Here is a 17,387-nt window from a genome sequence, read left to right on the forward strand (position 1 = left end):
TTTAATAAGGGTGAGGGTAATATGTATTTTCAAGTGTACCATCATCAAACAAATCGATAATAGCATATCCTGGTGGGGTTTCTCTATACCAGTATTTCTGTGCAGAATGTTCATCTCCTTCTTCCCACCAAGCACCACTTACCGCACCAGTAACAAAATAATTTACATTATTATAAACTGCAGCATCTAGCAAATGAATGTGACCACTAAAACAATTTATTTTTTTGTCTTTATGCTTATATAAAAGTTTGGTTATTTCTTCATAATCTTTATGGTTACCATTTTTAAAAACACCACTCGCACTCAAAATAGGGCAATGAGACATTATTACAATTGAAGAGCCTGGTGGTAATTTCTCTAAATCTTCAGCTAACCAATTGCGTTGTGCTTCACCTAAAGCAATGGTCTTATCATTCATGCTATCTAATATGATAAAATGCCAACCTTCTTTATCAAAACTATAATAAGTAGCTGGCATCTCTAATTGTTGTACTACATATTCTTTACCATACATAGGATCAGTTTTTTCTGGAGCCGCCCACCACATATCATGATTTCCTAAACAACAATACATTTCATATTCAGAAAACTTACTTCTTAGGTCTTTCCAAATATTCCATTGTTCATGAACTCTATCTCTTGCTATGTTTTTATAATTTGCGGCATAAATAACATCTCCTCCATTAAGAAAAAAATCAACATTATGTTTCTTTATATCGGCTAAACATTTTTCAAAGCGATTTGGAGCGTCGTGTTCTGGTCTTATATGAATATCCGTTATATGGGCAACCCTTAATACGTTATTCTTTTTACTATCGCCGTCCTTTAGAGTCGTTGCAGAAACTAAAGGTGAAATTGTTAATGCACCAGCAACCAAACCCATTTTTTTCAACGCACTCCGTCTATTCGAATTAAAATCTGTATCTGTTTTACCCAATTTTTCAGTTTTATTAAGCTATAAATTTAAGAAAAAAAGAATTATAGGTTCTCTATTTTTTTTGGTGCCATCATTGGTATAAAAAGAATAAACACAAAACATAGAATTAGGACAATAATACTAGGAACAACACCGAGTTGTGAACTTACAAATCCCATTATTGGAGGAATTACCGCACCACCAACAATCGCCATAATTAATAATCCAGAAATTTCACTAGACCTTGTTGGCAGATAATTAATGGCTATTGAAAAAATTAAAGGAAATAAATTACCAGCACCTAAACCTATAATAAAAATGCCAACATAAGCTACCATTTCGGTTGGTGAAAATAGAATTAACAAAACACCTCCTATTGCCAATATCGTCGTACTAATTAGAAAAAATATGGGCTTTAAAAACTGTAGTAAAATAGCACCTAAAAACCTACTGATCATTAAGGCCGTAAAGTATACACTAATTCCATAAGAGGCAGTTTCGAGAGTTGTCCCGTGCAATTTCATCATAAACCCTTGAATATTAGAGTTTACACCAACATCTGCACCAACTATTAAAAATATAGCTATAACCAAAGCAAGAATAAACTTATTTTTAAGCAACCCCATACATGATGTAAAAGTTGCAGGAGTTTCTGATTTTATAGTTTCCTCAATTTTTGTTGCAGACAACCATAAAATGGAAAGTATAGAGACCACTCCATAAACCGCAAATACAAATTTCCAATTTCCATAATGAAGTGCAAAAAAAGTAGCGATAATGGGTCCTAATAAAGAGGTTATGGCTTTAATAAATTGAGAGAGACTTAAAAAACTTGATAATTTTTCTGTAGGCACTACTTCTTGTAATAATGGATTTGCAGAAACTTGCACAATCGTATTACCAATACCCATAAAAACAAAAGCTATTAAAACCATTATAAATGAGTAACTTATAAATGGTAGTAACAAGCCAAATAAAGTCACCATAATACCGATGTTCATCATCTTTTTCTTGCCAATCTTATCTTGAAAAACACCTACAGGAATAGAAAACACAAAAAACCATATAAAAACCATTGAGGGTAAAAACTGAGCCGTTGCATCTGATAGTTCAAAATCTTTTTGCACATAACCCGTAGAAACACCAACAATGTCAACAAAGCCCATTACTATAAATGTTAAGAATACGGGCATCATTTTACTGATACTATTTTTTTTTGAATTCATCTTTTATATTAAAGATTTGGTAAATCATTTTTTACACTATTCCAGAAATTGGAGTCAAATAGTTTTGCACTTCCAATAATGGCAGCATCTTCCATTAATTGTGATATTTCAAAACCTGTTTTTAGTCCTGCTTCTTTTATTTTTTTTTCTAAAACAGGTAAGAAAAATTTAGAAGCATTAGAAATATTTCCACCAAGAACAATTAGCCCAGGTTGAAACTTTTTAATAAAAGGTATCATAAACTCTGCCATATTCGAACCAAATTCTGTAAAAACTTGTTTAGAATGTTCATCGTTTGCTTCTGCAATTTCTTTAACACCATTAACTCTTTTTGATGTTATTTTCTGATACCTATCAATACACCATCGCGTTGAAAAATAATCATCACCAATACCCTCTTTACAAGGCTTATCCCACAAACAACCATCTACAGGAACCTCTTCAGACACTACTATAGGCACACCATTCTTTATAAATGCAGAGCCAAAACCTGTACCTAAAGTAACTGCTATAATTTTATTAAAACCTCTTGCCTTACCAATTGCTGAAACACCAACACCAAAAGAAGTTGCATCGTTTAAAAAACGCATAGCAGTATCAGTTGCATTAATGTACTTCACTAATTCTTTTGATACTGAAACATTATATAAACTGTCATACTTATCATTATCTCCAGAAAACATGGCAATTCCCTCTTTGTAGTTAAAAGGTCCCGGTATGGCAACGCCAATATTTACATTACCAATACCCCCAACACTTTCAATCGTTTTATTAATTGCTTCTGACCATTTTTTAAAGATTTCTTCTTTACTAGCTTTATTATCTAACTTAACACAATGGATAGTATTTGGAATTATTTTAAGTTCCTTTAAATTAACTGCGGCACTTGAAATGTGGCTTCCACCTACATCAACACCAATGGCAATTGAATCATTCATAATAATAATTTAAGATTTGGTATTAAATTCTCTTTTGATATCTATATCATAGGTAAAATAATCTGTATGATAGTAGACTATATTATATTCTACTGGTCGTACTCCAGTATCTAACACTATTCTTTCTCTTTGTAATAAGGCAACATCTTTTCCTAAATCTAGCATTGCCGCAATCTTGTAATCCGCTTTGATTGCCCTTAATTTTTCCTTAGATAAGGCTACAATCACATCGTGTTTTTCCTCTAGCAATTCATACAATGGTCTCATAAAATTTTCATCTCCTTTTATGCCCACTCTCGGATGAAAATAAGAAACTGAGTATAAATATTTTGCATTTTTTGAACCCCTTATTTTTTCTAATTTCCAAACTTTCTTTTTGGCATCAATTGATAATGCCTTACAAACATCTTCTTCTGGAGTTATCAATGATATATTAACAAGATAATTTACCACTTCAATGCCCTGGTTTTTCATTTCTTTGGTAAAAGAAATCCAATTATCCAATCGCATTAATATTCTTTTGGTTGTTACCTTTGAACCCACTCCTTTTTTACGCTCAATTAACCCTTCATTTACCAATCTATTAAGTGCATGTCTTATAGTGTTTCTAGACACTCCCAACTTTTTTGCCAAGCTAACTTCTTTAGGTAAAAATGAATCTCCATTTTTATACTCCTCTTTAGTAATAAGCTCTCTTAAATAAACTTCAATCTGTGCATGAAGTGGAACAGGGCTGTCTAAATCTAATTTAAAATCCATCTTGTTACTTATTTTTTTTTGCCCAATCTTCGAACATTAAAATACTTTTATATAGCACACCTGCAGAGCCTCTAAACGTACCAGAGCCTTCTGGTTTATTATCTACAGTATACCATTCATAAAAGCCTTTATTTTTAACTACTCTATCTGTCATCGGCAACAATTGTTCATAAGCTTCTTTGACAAAACCATAATTAATCAATTGCTGAATCATACGGGCTCCAAACCAAGTCCAATCTCCTCCATTTTGATAGCTGTATTCTGGATTCATAATCTTATTTGCAAATAACCCTTCTGGATAAGGAGGATAAAGTGTAAGCCCAATGGAGGGGGCTCCGGCTTTTTTTACTCTCGAAATCATTTCCGCTAATGACAATTGTATTTCTTTTTTTGTCAATAAACCAGCTACAATCGCTATCGCAGTTCCTCCAAAATAAAATATTTCATTCTCGTTAAAATCTTCAGGAAATGGCGAGCCTTTCAAATAAATATGAGGAATAAATTTTTGTGCTTTATCATCCCAAAGGTATTTTCTACAATTACTAGCCAATTTTTCACGTATGGGGAACCATTTAGTTTGGGTTTCTGGTAAAATTTCAGTCATATTATCAATAGCAATTATAAGCATAGCATTGTCATAAATATCTATAGCTTGATGCGTATTGTTATCTAAATCAACTCCCCAACCGTGCTCTGGCTGTACATCTCCCCAATCTGCAGTGGTTGCTCCCCAAATTAAACCATATTTATCAGAAAATCGATGATCTAATAGGAATTGCATTGCCCATTTCATACGTTCCGCTACCGTTTTATAACCTACTTTTTCATTGAAAATGGATGTGTCTCCTGTTTTTTTAACATATTTGTATACCGTTTGAATTAAAGAAGTTTCTTGATCTGTTTCAACGGTATTTTTATGACCTGCGTAACGGGGCTCAAGTTCAAAATAACTAAAATCTGTTGCTTCTTTACTTACCTTCTCTACAGGTGTAAATCCATCTAAAATGTTTCCATCATCACCTTGCATTCTAAAGAAGACAAGCAAATTTTCTTTCAATTCAGAAGCAGGATATACGTCTGCAGAAAGCTCAATGAAGGTGTTATAATCTCTTATCCAAACTTCGCCATATCCATCACCAGCGTTAAAACCCGTTTTCACTATTTCAAGAGCTTTATCTTTTACGTATTTAAACTCTTTATTTGTTTCTATTTTATCAACTAACTCATTATTTTCTTTTTGAACAGAACACCCTAGCATTAGAAACAACAGACCTGAACTTAATAACTTATACATAATAATTAATTTTTAATTTTCATTAGACATTGATGGTGGCATTTTTTCAATGCCCCATTCTTGATTTGGTTTTGATCCCAACGTAAATGTTAGCTTACCACCTTCCATAAGTTTATTACGATACATCCAATTGTTTAGTACTGGTTCTCCATTCCATAAAACTGATTGGACATAAATATTTTCTGAAGATTGATTTACAGTTTCTATTTCTAATTCTTCTCCTTTGTAATAAGTTGAATCCAGCTTAATGGTAATTTTATCGAATAAAGGACTTCCAAATTGAAAAGATGGATTTGCAGAAGTATGTCCTTGCACATCAAATAATCCCATAGAAGCCATAACATACCATGCTCCCAATTGCCCTTGATCTTCATCTTGCCCCACACCATATCCTCGTAATGGCTCTGTTCCATAAAACTCATTGCAAATGGTACGTGCCCATTTTTGAGTCAGCCAAGGTTTTCCCGAATAATTAAACAACCAGGCATCGTGCAAACAAGGTTGGTTACCATGATTATATAATTTTTCTAATCCCGAAAAACTATTTATGTCTTCTGAATTACCCCCAAACATCGTTTTTTGAGCATCATTGAACATGGTCTCTAAACGTTCATTAAAAAGAGCTTTTCCTATTAGTTTAATTAAATTCTCTGGGTCATGCGGCACATACCAAGTGTATTGATAAGCATTTCCTTCCTGAAAACCATCCCATGGCTTCATAGGATCAAAGTCTTTAATAAAAGAGCCGTCTTCTAATTTCGGTCTCATAAATTTTGTTTCTGGATCAAAGAGGTTTATATAATACCCCGCTTGTTGCATGAGTTTATTATAGCTAGAAGTATCGTTCATCCCTTTTGCCATTTGCGCTACGGCATAGGAGCTAAAACTATACTCCAACGTATGAGAAGCACCAAAATTGAATACCCAACCATTTGAGATCGTAGTATCCTTGTAGGGAACGTAATGTTCTTTCACAAAATAAGCAAGGTCATATTTTCCATTACCCAAATTACGCCCATGATATTCCAATTCATTTTTTAATGCAGCTTCATATCCAGTTTTTAGATCAAAATCACGAATACCAACATTATAAGCTGATGCTAATAATAAACCTTGAAAATTAGTCTGTACCCCATTAGTAAAAACACCTGCGGCCGCACCATCATGTAGCCATCCTCTATCTTTATAAAAATCGACACCTGTTTGCACGTAATCACTAAAATAATCAGGATAAGCTAATGCCCATACTTGACTTAAATTCCAAAAGCCTCCCCAAATTCCATCGGTATTGTAATGATTATATTTAGGTTTCCCATTTTCGTCTAAAGGTGTTTTTCCTATTTTTCCATCTATTTCTGGAAAATCTCCATTCACATCATTCGATAATCCTCTACCTAATAAGGCATGATAAAGCCCTGTATAAAATTTAATTCTATCTTCCTTTTTACCTCCTTCTACTACAATATTATTTAGTTTTTGATTCCAGATTTCTTTAGACTCTTTATGAACTTCGTCAAAACTTTTCCCTGTGGATTCCGTTTTTAAATTTAATCGAGCATTGGCTATAGAGGTATAACTTAATCCTGTTTGAATTTCTAACAACTCGTTCTTTTCCATAGAAAAAGTGAGATATAATCCGTTATTAATACCTTCTGTTTTTAGCTGACCTTCTTTTTGAGTTGCATCAATAAAACTTCCATATTTTGTTGGGTTTTTATTGAACTTAGCAACAAAATACATTTTTACTCTTTTCTCTGGATCACAAAATTTTACATACTCTGGATACGTTTCAATAAAGCCTTCAACCTGATTCTCATTTACTATTTGAGCAAACGTATTGGTAACATCACCACTTTCTCCTTGCTTGTGCCCTAAATCAATTACAACATGAGCTTCTTCTGTTTTTGGATATGTAAAGCGTTGGTACCCCACCCGTTCTGTTGAAGCTAATTCTGCCTTAACCGCATAATCTTCTAAAAACACACTGTAATAACCTGCCTCTGCATGTTCGGTAGTTTTATTAAAACGCGAACGATACCCTACATCTGGATTTTCTAAAGTACCTGGAACCGTTTTTAAATGTCCAACTGTTGGCATAAAAACTAATCCTCCAATTTGAAATTCATGAAAATGTCCAAATCCTTCAATAGAAGTATGCCTATCGTCATAGCCTGTTGGCCCCCATCCTCCTGCACTATTAAATCCATTAGTACTTGGAGCTAATTTAGCCAACCCAAAAGGGCGTGCGGCTGGGGTGTAAAAAAACCACCGACCATGTACCGATCCTATTTGAGGGTCTACATATTGCGTTAATTCTACTAGAGATTTTTCTTTAACTTTTTTAGTCTCATGGTCATTACATGCTACTAAATGAATACAAAAGAAAATAAATACTATAATTTTTAAGTGCTTCATTTTGTGTTTATTTTGGATTAAGAGGCATCTTTTCAACTCCCCATTTTTTATTTGGAACAGATCCCATTTGCAATTCTAATTTTCCACCTTTTAACAATTCAGTTGCTGGAAACCAAAAAGTTTTGAGTTCTTTTCCGTTTAAAGTGGCACTTTGAATATATTTATTGTTGAAGGAATTATTTTTAGCTTCAATAATAAAGGACTTCCCCCTATTGTATTGGTTCCCTAAATCTATTTCAATTTTCTTAAACAGTGGACTTCCTATCTCATAGATAGGCTCTGACCTTGTACCTCCATCGGTTTGAAACAAGCCTATAGACGACATCATAAACCAAGCACTCATTTGTCCTTGATCCTCATCACCCAAATACGCATTAGACACTCCATAGCCATAAAATCGAGCCATAATATCGCGATTCCACTTTTGAGTTAGCCATGGTTTTTTAACCCAATTAAACAAAAAGGAAAAATGCATAGATTGTTGATTGCCTTGAATCACTGGAAAATCCCAGTACAATTCATTGGGTGCATTATAACGCCAATTACTACTCAAAGTGAACCCATCATCCAACCGTTTTACAAATGTATCTTCTCCTATTATTTTTGCTAATTCAGGAACATCTTGTGGTACAAAAAAGGTTAATTGCCATGCATTACCTTCAGCAAATTGATGGTTTCCACCTGTTTTAATGGGGTCAAAATCTTTATACCAATTACCATCAGAATCTTTCAACCGTGCAAATCCAATTTCTGGATCAATAGCATTCTTCCACCAATATGCTCTATCAATAAACTCGTTATATTCTTTCGTTTTACCCAAGGACTTTGCGAATTGCGAAACGGTAAAATCATCAAAGGAATACTCTAAAGTATTTGAAAAACGCCCCTTATTATAGGGCACATATTTATGTTTTAAATAAGTTTCTAAATCTCTATTTCCAGCATAGCCATTGCCGACTTGCTCCCCTTTTGTCGTTTGCATTTTATATACCGCATCAAAGGCTTTTTCAGCATCAAAATCTCTAATCCCCATTTGGTAAGCACCCACAATTAATGGAATTTCATGTTCGGCAACCATAACAGGAATATACTCCATACCCGCCGGCCCTTTTGCCAACCACCCACTGGCATCATACATTGCCAATTGTGATTTTACCCATTTTGATGACCACTCTGGAATTACTAAATTCCAAAATTGATTTAAATTCCAAAAGGTATTCCAAAACGCATCACACCCTAAAGCAACATCATTAGGGTCTTTAAATTTTTTAATATTTTCTTCCGCATCAACCCAGCTTCCATCAACATCACTAAAGGTATTTCTACTAACCAATGCACGATACATATTGGAATAAAATCTGGTTTTTTCTAACTCATTATTAGTTGTAATCAGAACTCTTTTGAATAACTTATTCCAAGTTTTTTCTTGATTTTCTCTAACTTTTTCAAAGCTCCAACCGAAAGGTTCTGTAATTTCTTGATCTAAGTTTAATCCGGCATTTTCTATACTCACATATGAAATACCGGTTCTAGTTTGTACCACTTGGTGCTCTGCAGTATCAAACTCCACAAAACATACAATATCTTCCGGATTTATAACCGTTAGTTCTGTTTTATTTGATATAAGAGCATCCTCTTTTCCTTTTTTAGCACCATCAACCCAAATTCCAAAATTCTTTATGGGCTGATCAAATTCCATCACAAAATGAACGGTATATTCTTGAGCAATATCATCCCATTCCATTTTTTTATCACCATCTTCAACCATTTGGCTTCGATAGTATTGTTCACCCCAAATACCTGATGATTTTTGTTTACTATATCCTACTATTTTATGATCGTTTATTTTTTTAAAATAAGCTTCTTCTATACTATATCCGTATTCTGAAGGTATTTGTAAATCTACCAATATTCTAGAGTTGGGAACATCATTCGGATAGGTATATCTCTGAAAACTAGCTCTTGTTGTAGCGGTTAATTCTGCTTTTATTTTATAATCGCTTAAAAAAACCGAGTAGTACCCCAACGGTGCTTCTTCGGTACTTTTATCAAAACGAGAGCGATATCCATTATCCGGATCTCCTTGACTACCAACATGTGTCACTAAGGGTCCATTGGTTGGAAATGTACCCAATCCGGCCATAGTCCATTCGTGAATATGACTAAAAACACCTACGCTTTCAAAAGTGGGTTGATAGCCAGATTGCCACCCTTCATTTTGATTGTCAGGACTAATTTTAACCATTCCAAAAGGCATCCACGGTCCTGGAGCAATCATCCATCTAGAATGACCAGTACCAATTTTAGTATCCACATAATCAACGAGTCTATTCTGTTTTTTAGGACTTCTTTCAACGATACCTGTCTCAATAATGTTTCCATCTACTTTAATAGAATAATTGCTCTTTACTCGTTTAGCAACCGACTTCATTGGAACTTCATAAATTAATCTTCCATGTTCAAGTATTTGCGTAAAAATAACTTTACCATCTAACTGCACTTCAATTTTTGGAGTTCCCTGAAGATGTTGTATCTCTAACAACAAAGGTTGAATTACTTCTCCTTTTTCATTTAGTTCATAATTGGCAACATTTACACTTCTAACAAAAGCTTTTTCAGGTGTTAATAACATCACACTGGTTGGGCCTTCGAATCTTACTTGATCAAAAACCATCCAACTTCCTTCTAATGTTGTAAATTGAATATGATTACCTCCACTCTTGATTAAGTTAGCATCAATAGGAATTACCAATTTTTGTTCTTTTGTATTTGTAATTTCTCCTTTTAAAGCCGCCGTATTTCTACCTTTATCTAATCTAATTTTCCAAGATTTACCATTGACTGTAATTTTAAAATAGGGTGGTGTTTCTGGATTACAATCTAACACGTCAATAATCAATTCGTAATTACCTTTCTTCGGTTTCTCTTTAATTCCAAATAAAACATTAATTTCATGTGGACGGATTCCAGCCAAACCTGAAGTACCTCCCCAGTAATCAATTGCCCCTGGAAGTACAAAAGGAAAATCTTCTTTTTCATTAGAATAACCAACCACATAAAATCGATCTTCCCACCCAAAATCTTTTTCTAAAAATTTATTGTATTCACCATTAGCTAAAGCGAATTCAGCACCACTATTATCTGACTTACCTATTTGCCATATTGTTGACACTTGAGCAGAACAGCTGACAAAAGCCATTACACTTAAAATTAACAATTTTATTTTTAAACCTTTCATTTTATTCTAGTTTAACAAGCTTCGTCTTTTACAAATGATACTATAACCTTTGCCTTTAGCCCACCTTTATTAACCAACTTATAACTATTTGCAGCAGCAGATACTACAAATGTTTCGGCATAATGAAATGTTTGACATTTATCCGCTAACTCTAGTTCAATTGAAGTACCCTCAACAAGCATTAATACATGACATTGATTAAGTGTTTCGATGGTGACTTCGGTATCAAATTCATACCTGCAGATGTCATAAAAATGATCAGAATGTGTTGGTAAATGTATTTTCTTCCAATCTTGTCCTGACGATGCCACATAAGGTTTAGAAATTAAAGTTTCTTGAACAACCTTTCCTTTTCTATTAAAATTTAAATTGTCAAATGCCCGATTAATATTTAAGGGTCTTGGATTCCCTTCTAAATCTAATCGTTGCCAATCATACATTTTAAAGGTGAATATATATGGAGTAGCACTAATCTCTAAAATCATATTATTAATTCCAGAACAGTGAATGGTACCGTTTGGAATTAAAAATAAATCGTGCTTTTTTGCCGGTATTCTTTGAACATACTTTTCTACATCCAAAATTTCCTTTGTTTCACAACTGTGCTCAAGTGCTTTTTTAAACAATTTTGGCTTAATATCCTCTTGAAATCCTAAATAAACATCAGCATCTTCTTCTGCATCAAGAATATAATAAGTCTCATCTTGTGTGAAATTTTCACCAAATTCTTTTTTAATATAATGTGGTTTTGGATGGCATTGTACCGAGAGGTTACCTCCATCGAATGTATCGAGAAAATCAAAACGAATTGGAAACTCATCTTGAAACCTTTTTGCTGCTTTTCCTAAAACATTCTTTTGTTCATGGAACATTAACATATCAAAGGAAACTTCTAAGAGTTTTCCATCACTTTCAAATAACAAACCATTTTCAGGAACAATCATTTCAAAAGACCAAGCGTAATTAGGTACATTTTGATTTAAGTCTTTAAACCGATCTTTTATCCATTGCCCACCCCAAACACCAGGCTCAAACCAAGGTCTTACCCGAAAATAAGTTTTAGACATCTTCGTTAGTTGTTGTCGTAATAAAGCACCAGTCATCCAAGTAGGATGTTTAGGCCTTTGTTGATCAACAATAAGGTCAATTTTTGACAATAATCGCTTCTTTTCTTTATTCAACACTACCCAATCTACAAAATAGAAATGCTTATACATCTGTTTTGTATTTTTAGCTGAATTCATCCCCAAATTAGTAATTTCATTTGCCCTCATTCTGAATTGGAGTTCGTTCTTAGGTAATTCAAAATATACTAAGTACCCATTCAGATTGTATTGACCAGCACCAGTTCCGTAGATAATTGTAATGTCTGTATTTTTTTCTACTTTAATAGTTGAAACTTTTGCTTCATCAAAATAGTCATGTAATTCAATAGCTGCTCTATATCCAAAAATAGGATCTTCACCTCCTAAATAAGGCCTTACCATTTGTTCTATTTCATCTTCAGGTTTTAAGCAATCTTGCATGTTATACATCGTAACACTCAATCCTTTATTTCTCAATATTTGCACAAAAGAGATGGAAACCTCCTCCCAATCTACACCAACATAGCCATCAAGGATAACTATCTTTTCTTTACAAATTTCATTTACTAATGTTTCATACCCTTCACCAATAAACCCATCCTTTATATGTACAGACGGATAAATATCATAAACATTTTTATTATGGCTTGGTTTTTCTAAGGGCAGTAAAAATTGATTTGTTTTTCGTTTCATTTAATTGTTCTAAAGAGTACTAAAGTAAACATAATTTTCATATGTTCAAACATATGAACATATATTTATTAAAATATTTTTTGCCAGAACATTAAAAAAACCTACCTTTGAATAACTTAACTAAACCGGTGTAGTTATTTTGAAGAAAATGTACTTAAAAGATATTGCCAGCGACTTAAACCTCTCCAAGACTGCTGTTTCTCTTGTGCTTAACAACAGAGGTAACGAAAATAAAATAAGTCAAAAAACTCAAAAAAGAATTATTGATTATGCTAAAAAGCATAATTATAAACCGAATCAACTTGCCCGTGGATTAAGCCGAGGGAAAAGCGAAACTATCGGGTTAATTATACCTAATATTTCGGATATATTTTACGCTAAAATAGCAAGTCATATCGAGAAAAAAGCCAAGCTGTATGGATATACAGTAGTCTATAGTAGCTCTAATGAAAATCCGGAAATTGAAAGTGAGTTAATTAGATCGATGTTAAACCGTCAAGTAGATGGATTGATAATTGCCTCGACACAACAAAATCAGGCCGATATTCAGATTTTGAAAGACTTAAATTTCCCGTTTGTATTAATTGATAGACACTACCCCAATATTGAAACTAATTTTGTTATTGTTGATAATTTTGGTGGAACTAAAGATATAACTCAGCATTTAATAAAAAATGGAAGAAAAAAAATTGGATTTATTACAATTAAATCTAATTTAGATGCTATAGAGCAAAGATTATTGGGTTACCAAGATGCTATTAAAGCAAATAATTTAGAAATTAAAAGTGAGAATATTAAGCAATTAGATGTTGTTGATTATCAAAAAGAAATGAAACAAGCAATTAGTGATTTGGTAAAGCCATCAGTTAATGTAGATGCCATTGTATTTTCTACTCATTATTTAACAGCATCTGGATTGAGAGAACTAAAATTATTAAAGTTTAAAGTACCTCAGCAGATTGCTCTTGTCAGTTTTGATGAACTAGGAGCATTCGATTTGGTTGAACCGCCAATTACAACTAGTAAGCAACCAGTGCTCGATATTGGAAATCTTGCTGTTGAAATTTTGGTAAATGACATTGAAAATAAAAATTTAAAGATTGAAAATAAAAATGTATTGAAAACCAAACTCTTAATTCGTAAATCTTGCGGAATATAAAATTTATCATTTAACTAAACCGGTTTAGTAAAGCTAAAAATAACATAGTATGAAACAACAGAATAATTATCCAGCGATTAAAATAATAATTACTATTACTTTATCTTTCTTTTTATTCACCAATGCTTATGCAGATTTAGGTGAACCTATCCCCAAAAAGCCTTCAAGTATTACTTTTCATGAAGGTAACGGAAATGGGCATATACAAGAACTAAATACTAACTACAACTTATATAAAATTATTAAAAATGACATAGAAGGTTATAAAAAAATGCTTTCAGGATCAGAATTCTATTTATATCCTTCAATACGAGAAGATATAAATGTGTCTATGATTGCCCGTGCCACCACAGGGAAAATGGGATTTGAGTTTCTTACAGGAGAAGTACCTAAAAATTATACCTCAGACAATGTAACTTTCTTAATGTTAAGTGATATTGATCTAACATTGAAGGAGTCCTTCGACATTTATATAAATGATAAACACTTATTGACATTCAACTCCAATGAAGATGGCACACTTACAGTTACTGACAATCCAGGAAATGGTAATGCCGAATATGGTTTAATGAAAAGAGATGGCAATGGTGATGGGGTAGGTATATTCCGCCTAACCGTTCCTACCTCATCAATCAAAAAAGGAAAAAGTGCTAAGGTTAAGATTGTTGGTCATAAAAAAAACTCAAACTGTTGGCTCATGATTTTTAAAGCAACAGATGTGGTTGAACGAATCAAAAAATCAGTTTTTAATGAAGCTGCCTTTGTTCTTAAGGAAAAAAACGGAACTCTTTATATTGATGCCCCAACACATTTCTCAGGCAAAAAGGTCCATGTTATTAGCGATGGTAATAAAAGTAAGATAAAGGCTTTCAAAGCACAAGGAGAATTATCAAAAGTATCTTTCGCTATAAATCCACCAAAAAACAGCTTCTCTATTATTTATGATGGTAACATCATAGATTTAAAATTTGATAAAGATGATGGCACAATCTCAAATACAGATATTGAAGGAAAATATCTCTACCACAACATCGCAAATTACAATAATGGTTGGTTTGCTTCATTGACCAAATTATACAAGCCCGAGTTTTTTGAAACTTATAATGATTTTTTTGATAAGAAATATGAAAAAGGGTTGGTTTCCATAATGAATTCAAGTCATCAGGATATTGCTTGGGTAGATCGTCCTGAAGTATGTATTATCTTAAGAGATACATTATTAATAAAACCCATATTAAAAGATGCCTTTACAAGAGATGATTATGGGTTTGATATAGAAGATGGACTTATGTTACGTGAATACATAGAAAGACATCCTGAATCAGTAGAACGTCTGACTACATTACTAAATAAAAAACTTATTTCAGTTGGAGCAACCTATAACTGCCCCTATGAAGATATGTATGATGCCGAAGACCAAGTGCGTCAATTATACTTGGGTAAAAAATGGGTAAAAAAGACTTTTGGAGGGTATGACTCTAAAGTTTATTGGAATGTAGATGTACCAGGAAAATCTTTACAAACACCGCAAATACTTAAAAAAGCAGGTGTAGATTATATGATTATCAGTAGACACGCCAAGGGTATGTTTCATTGGAAAAGCCCTGATGGAAGTTCCGTATTTACCTATTCACCTGGCCACTATGGAAATGATCTACTTTATCTTTCAAGAGACCTTAACAATAAAATGAAATACGGGGCAGAACAAATTTTATATTGGGAAAATAATTTTGAAGGTGGTGAAATTCACACCCCCTTACTATCAAGTCAAGATATGCTTCCAGCCATTGATTACTCAGAATTTATAGAGACTTGGAACACCTTCGATTCATTGAAAGATGATAAAGGGGTAGAAAAAAGTGTTTATCTACCTAAAATGGAGCTTATGACAGTTGATGAGTTTATGCCCTTGGCTGAGAAAAATGCAACCAAAATAGACACTATCATGGGAGAACGTCCCAATGTTTGGGTTTATATTCATGGTCCGGGTCATCATGATGCTCTTACCGCAAGTAGAGAAGCTTCAAAATTACTACCTGCTGCAGAAAAATTTCTTTCAATAGCTAATATTTTGGACCCAAAAAAGATGCAATACCCTTATGACGAGTTTGATGAAGCCTGGCAATCTAAGATCTATCCTGACCACGGTTGGGGAGGACATGATGGTGATATTACTGATAACTTATTTAAAGAAAATTTAGTAAAATCGAGAGTTATGGGTCAAAATCTTTTAGATAAAGGGATAGACTATATTTCAAGTAGAATTAAGAAGAATGAAAAAATTGGCATCCCGATAGTGCTCTTTAATAGTCTTTCATGGAAAAGAACCGACCCTGTAACAACATCTGTTCAATTCGCTAAGGGAGATATGACAAATGTAAGTGTACGTACTTCCAATAAAAAGAAAATTTCTACACAAACTAGTAATAAAGTGTATTATGATGATGGAAGTTTAAAAAGTGCGGATATTACTTTTATCGCCGAAAATATCCCTTCTATTGGCTATACAACGTACTATATCACCAATGATAAAAAGACCTCTTCAATAAAGCCTAAAAACACGAGTACTTCTTCCTATGAAAACCCTTTTTACAAAATAGATTTTGGAAAAGGTGGTATAAATCAAGTTTATGATAAGGAATTTAATAAAGAACTTTTTGTGACTGATAACTTCAAAGTGGGAGATGTTTTCACCATGCAATCTGTGGGTAATGGTGCAGGAGAATTTGGCGATATTCAGCAACCGAGTATGGAAAATTTTGACAAAGTGAGTCAGCACAATCCGGAATGGAAAATTTTGGAAGATGGCCCTGTTTACACAAAATATAGATTAGAACAACAAATCTTACATTCCATAGTGAGACAAGATGTTACCTTATACCATAATTTGAAGCGAATTTATTTTGATACGAGTCTACGAAATTGGTCAGGAGAATTATACCGCGAGTTTAGAACGGCATTCCCCATTAATATGAACAACGCTGAAATTGCCCATGAAGTTCCTTTTGGAAGTGTTAGAGTGGGCAAGGATGAAATAAAATCAGCTGGCGAACGCTATACGCCATTAGGTAAAGACGTTCATCCTCGAGCAATTATAGATTGGATTTCATCTACAGATGATGATATCTCAATTACATTGAGTTCTTCAGTTGCAGCAGCTGATTGGATAGATCCAACCGAAAATAGTGCTGGAAAAGCCGTTTTACAGAACCTATTGTTGGCCAGTAGAACATCATGCCATTGGGAAGGGAACGAATACTCACAAGCAGGCAATCATGATTTTCATAATGTCTTAACATCAAATAAGGCAGGAAGTATTCAAGGTCAAAAAATTGCCAAACAAAAAAATGAACCCTTGTACGTGGTCGTACATCCAAATACTTCCAAAAAATCGTTTTTGCCCGAATCATTGAGCTTCTTCTCTATAGATACCGACAATGTTATGATAACAACCATTAAAAAGGCGGAAGATTCTGAAGAAACAATTGCTCGTATGTACAATGTAAAGGGTGGCAATGAAAAGGTGAACGTTTCATCTTATTTCGACATCAATTTCTACAAACACACTAATATTATTGAGGAGAATCCTACACCTATAGCTCCTGAATTAAAAATAGGTAAATATGCCATTGAAACCTTTAGTTTAAATATTAATGACTTTTAA

At 33.4% G+C, this 17,387-nt stretch carries 10 protein-coding genes; 2 read left to right on the forward strand and 8 right to left on the reverse strand.

Going from position 1 to position 17,387, the window contains the following annotated elements:
• Position 1: 1 nt before the first annotated feature.
• The 8 genes from D3P13_RS01905 to D3P13_RS01940 are packed head-to-tail and all read right to left on the reverse strand — an operon-like array spanning position 2 to position 12,564.
• Positions 2–937: a metallophosphoesterase family protein gene (locus tag D3P13_RS01905; RefSeq protein WP_198679939.1), complete on the reverse strand. Its 936-nt coding sequence runs from the start codon at positions 935–937 to the stop codon at positions 2–4.
• A gap of 41 nt (positions 938–978) precedes the next feature.
• On the reverse strand, positions 979–2,142 hold the full coding sequence (locus D3P13_RS01910) for an MFS transporter (RefSeq protein ID WP_117879605.1): 1,164 nt from the start codon (positions 2,140–2,142) through the stop codon (positions 979–981).
• A gap of 8 nt (positions 2,143–2,150) precedes the next feature.
• Positions 2,151–3,080 carry an ROK family protein gene (locus D3P13_RS01915; RefSeq protein WP_117879606.1) on the reverse strand — a complete coding sequence of 310 codons (930 nt, stop codon included), beginning with the start codon at positions 3,078–3,080 and terminating at the stop codon, positions 2,151–2,153.
• Between the two features lie 9 nt (positions 3,081–3,089).
• Positions 3,090–3,839, reverse strand: a complete 750-nt coding sequence (locus D3P13_RS01920) for a GntR family transcriptional regulator (protein WP_117879607.1) — start codon at positions 3,837–3,839, stop codon at positions 3,090–3,092.
• A gap of 4 nt (positions 3,840–3,843) precedes the next feature.
• The gene (locus tag D3P13_RS01925) at positions 3,844–5,133 is read right to left on the reverse strand and encodes a GH36-type glycosyl hydrolase domain-containing protein (RefSeq protein WP_117879608.1); all 1,290 of its coding nucleotides are present in this window, start codon (positions 5,131–5,133) and stop codon (positions 3,844–3,846) included.
• A gap of 12 nt (positions 5,134–5,145) precedes the next feature.
• The gene (locus D3P13_RS01930) at positions 5,146–7,548 is read right to left on the reverse strand and encodes a GH92 family glycosyl hydrolase (RefSeq protein WP_117879609.1); all 2,403 of its coding nucleotides are present in this window, start codon (positions 7,546–7,548) and stop codon (positions 5,146–5,148) included.
• 7 nt (positions 7,549–7,555) lie between these two features.
• Positions 7,556–10,786, reverse strand: coding sequence for a GH92 family glycosyl hydrolase (locus tag D3P13_RS01935; RefSeq protein WP_117879610.1), 3,231 nt, complete (start codon positions 10,784–10,786; stop codon positions 7,556–7,558).
• A gap of 11 nt (positions 10,787–10,797) precedes the next feature.
• Positions 10,798–12,564: a class I mannose-6-phosphate isomerase gene (locus D3P13_RS01940; protein ID WP_117879611.1), complete on the reverse strand. Its 1,767-nt coding sequence runs from the start codon at positions 12,562–12,564 to the stop codon at positions 10,798–10,800.
• A 148-nt stretch (positions 12,565–12,712) separates the two neighbouring features.
• On the opposite strand from D3P13_RS01940, the gene D3P13_RS01945 reads away from it, so the two are divergent.
• Both D3P13_RS01945 and D3P13_RS01950 read left to right on the forward strand, forming a co-directional pair.
• Positions 12,713–13,723, forward strand: coding sequence for a LacI family DNA-binding transcriptional regulator (locus D3P13_RS01945; protein WP_117879612.1), 1,011 nt, complete (start codon positions 12,713–12,715; stop codon positions 13,721–13,723).
• A 49-nt stretch (positions 13,724–13,772) separates the two neighbouring features.
• On the forward strand, positions 13,773–17,387 hold the full coding sequence (locus tag D3P13_RS01950) for a glycoside hydrolase family 38 N-terminal domain-containing protein (RefSeq protein ID WP_117879613.1): 3,615 nt from the start codon (positions 13,773–13,775) through the stop codon (positions 17,385–17,387).

Source organism: Aureibaculum luteum (genome assembly GCF_003449015.1).
In the GTDB taxonomy this organism is placed as follows: Bacteria; Bacteroidota; Bacteroidia; order Flavobacteriales; family Flavobacteriaceae; genus Aureibaculum; species Aureibaculum luteum.

What these genes read in the sequence shown, in the direction of transcription:
- D3P13_RS01930 (WP_117879609.1), bottom strand. Translation starts at nt 7,548, where the DNA reads ATGAAGCACTTAAAAATTATAGTATTTATTTTCTTTTGTATTCATTTA.
- D3P13_RS01915 (WP_117879606.1), bottom strand. Translation starts at nt 3,080, where the DNA reads ATGAATGATTCAATTGCCATTGGTGTTGATGTAGGTGGAAGCCACATT.
- D3P13_RS01935 (WP_117879610.1), bottom strand. Translation starts at nt 10,786, where the DNA reads ATGAAAGGTTTAAAAATAAAATTGTTAATTTTAAGTGTAATGGCTTTT.
- D3P13_RS01940 (WP_117879611.1), bottom strand. Translation starts at nt 12,564, where the DNA reads ATGAAACGAAAAACAAATCAATTTTTACTGCCCTTAGAAAAACCAAGC.
- D3P13_RS01950 (WP_117879613.1), top strand. Translation starts at nt 13,773, where the DNA reads ATGAAACAACAGAATAATTATCCAGCGATTAAAATAATAATTACTATT.
- D3P13_RS01920 (WP_117879607.1), bottom strand. Translation starts at nt 3,839, where the DNA reads ATGGATTTTAAATTAGATTTAGACAGCCCTGTTCCACTTCATGCACAG.
- D3P13_RS01945 (WP_117879612.1), top strand. Translation starts at nt 12,713, where the DNA reads ATGTACTTAAAAGATATTGCCAGCGACTTAAACCTCTCCAAGACTGCT.
- D3P13_RS01910 (WP_117879605.1), bottom strand. Translation starts at nt 2,142, where the DNA reads ATGAATTCAAAAAAAAATAGTATCAGTAAAATGATGCCCGTATTCTTA.
- D3P13_RS01925 (WP_117879608.1), bottom strand. Translation starts at nt 5,133, where the DNA reads ATGTATAAGTTATTAAGTTCAGGTCTGTTGTTTCTAATGCTAGGGTGT.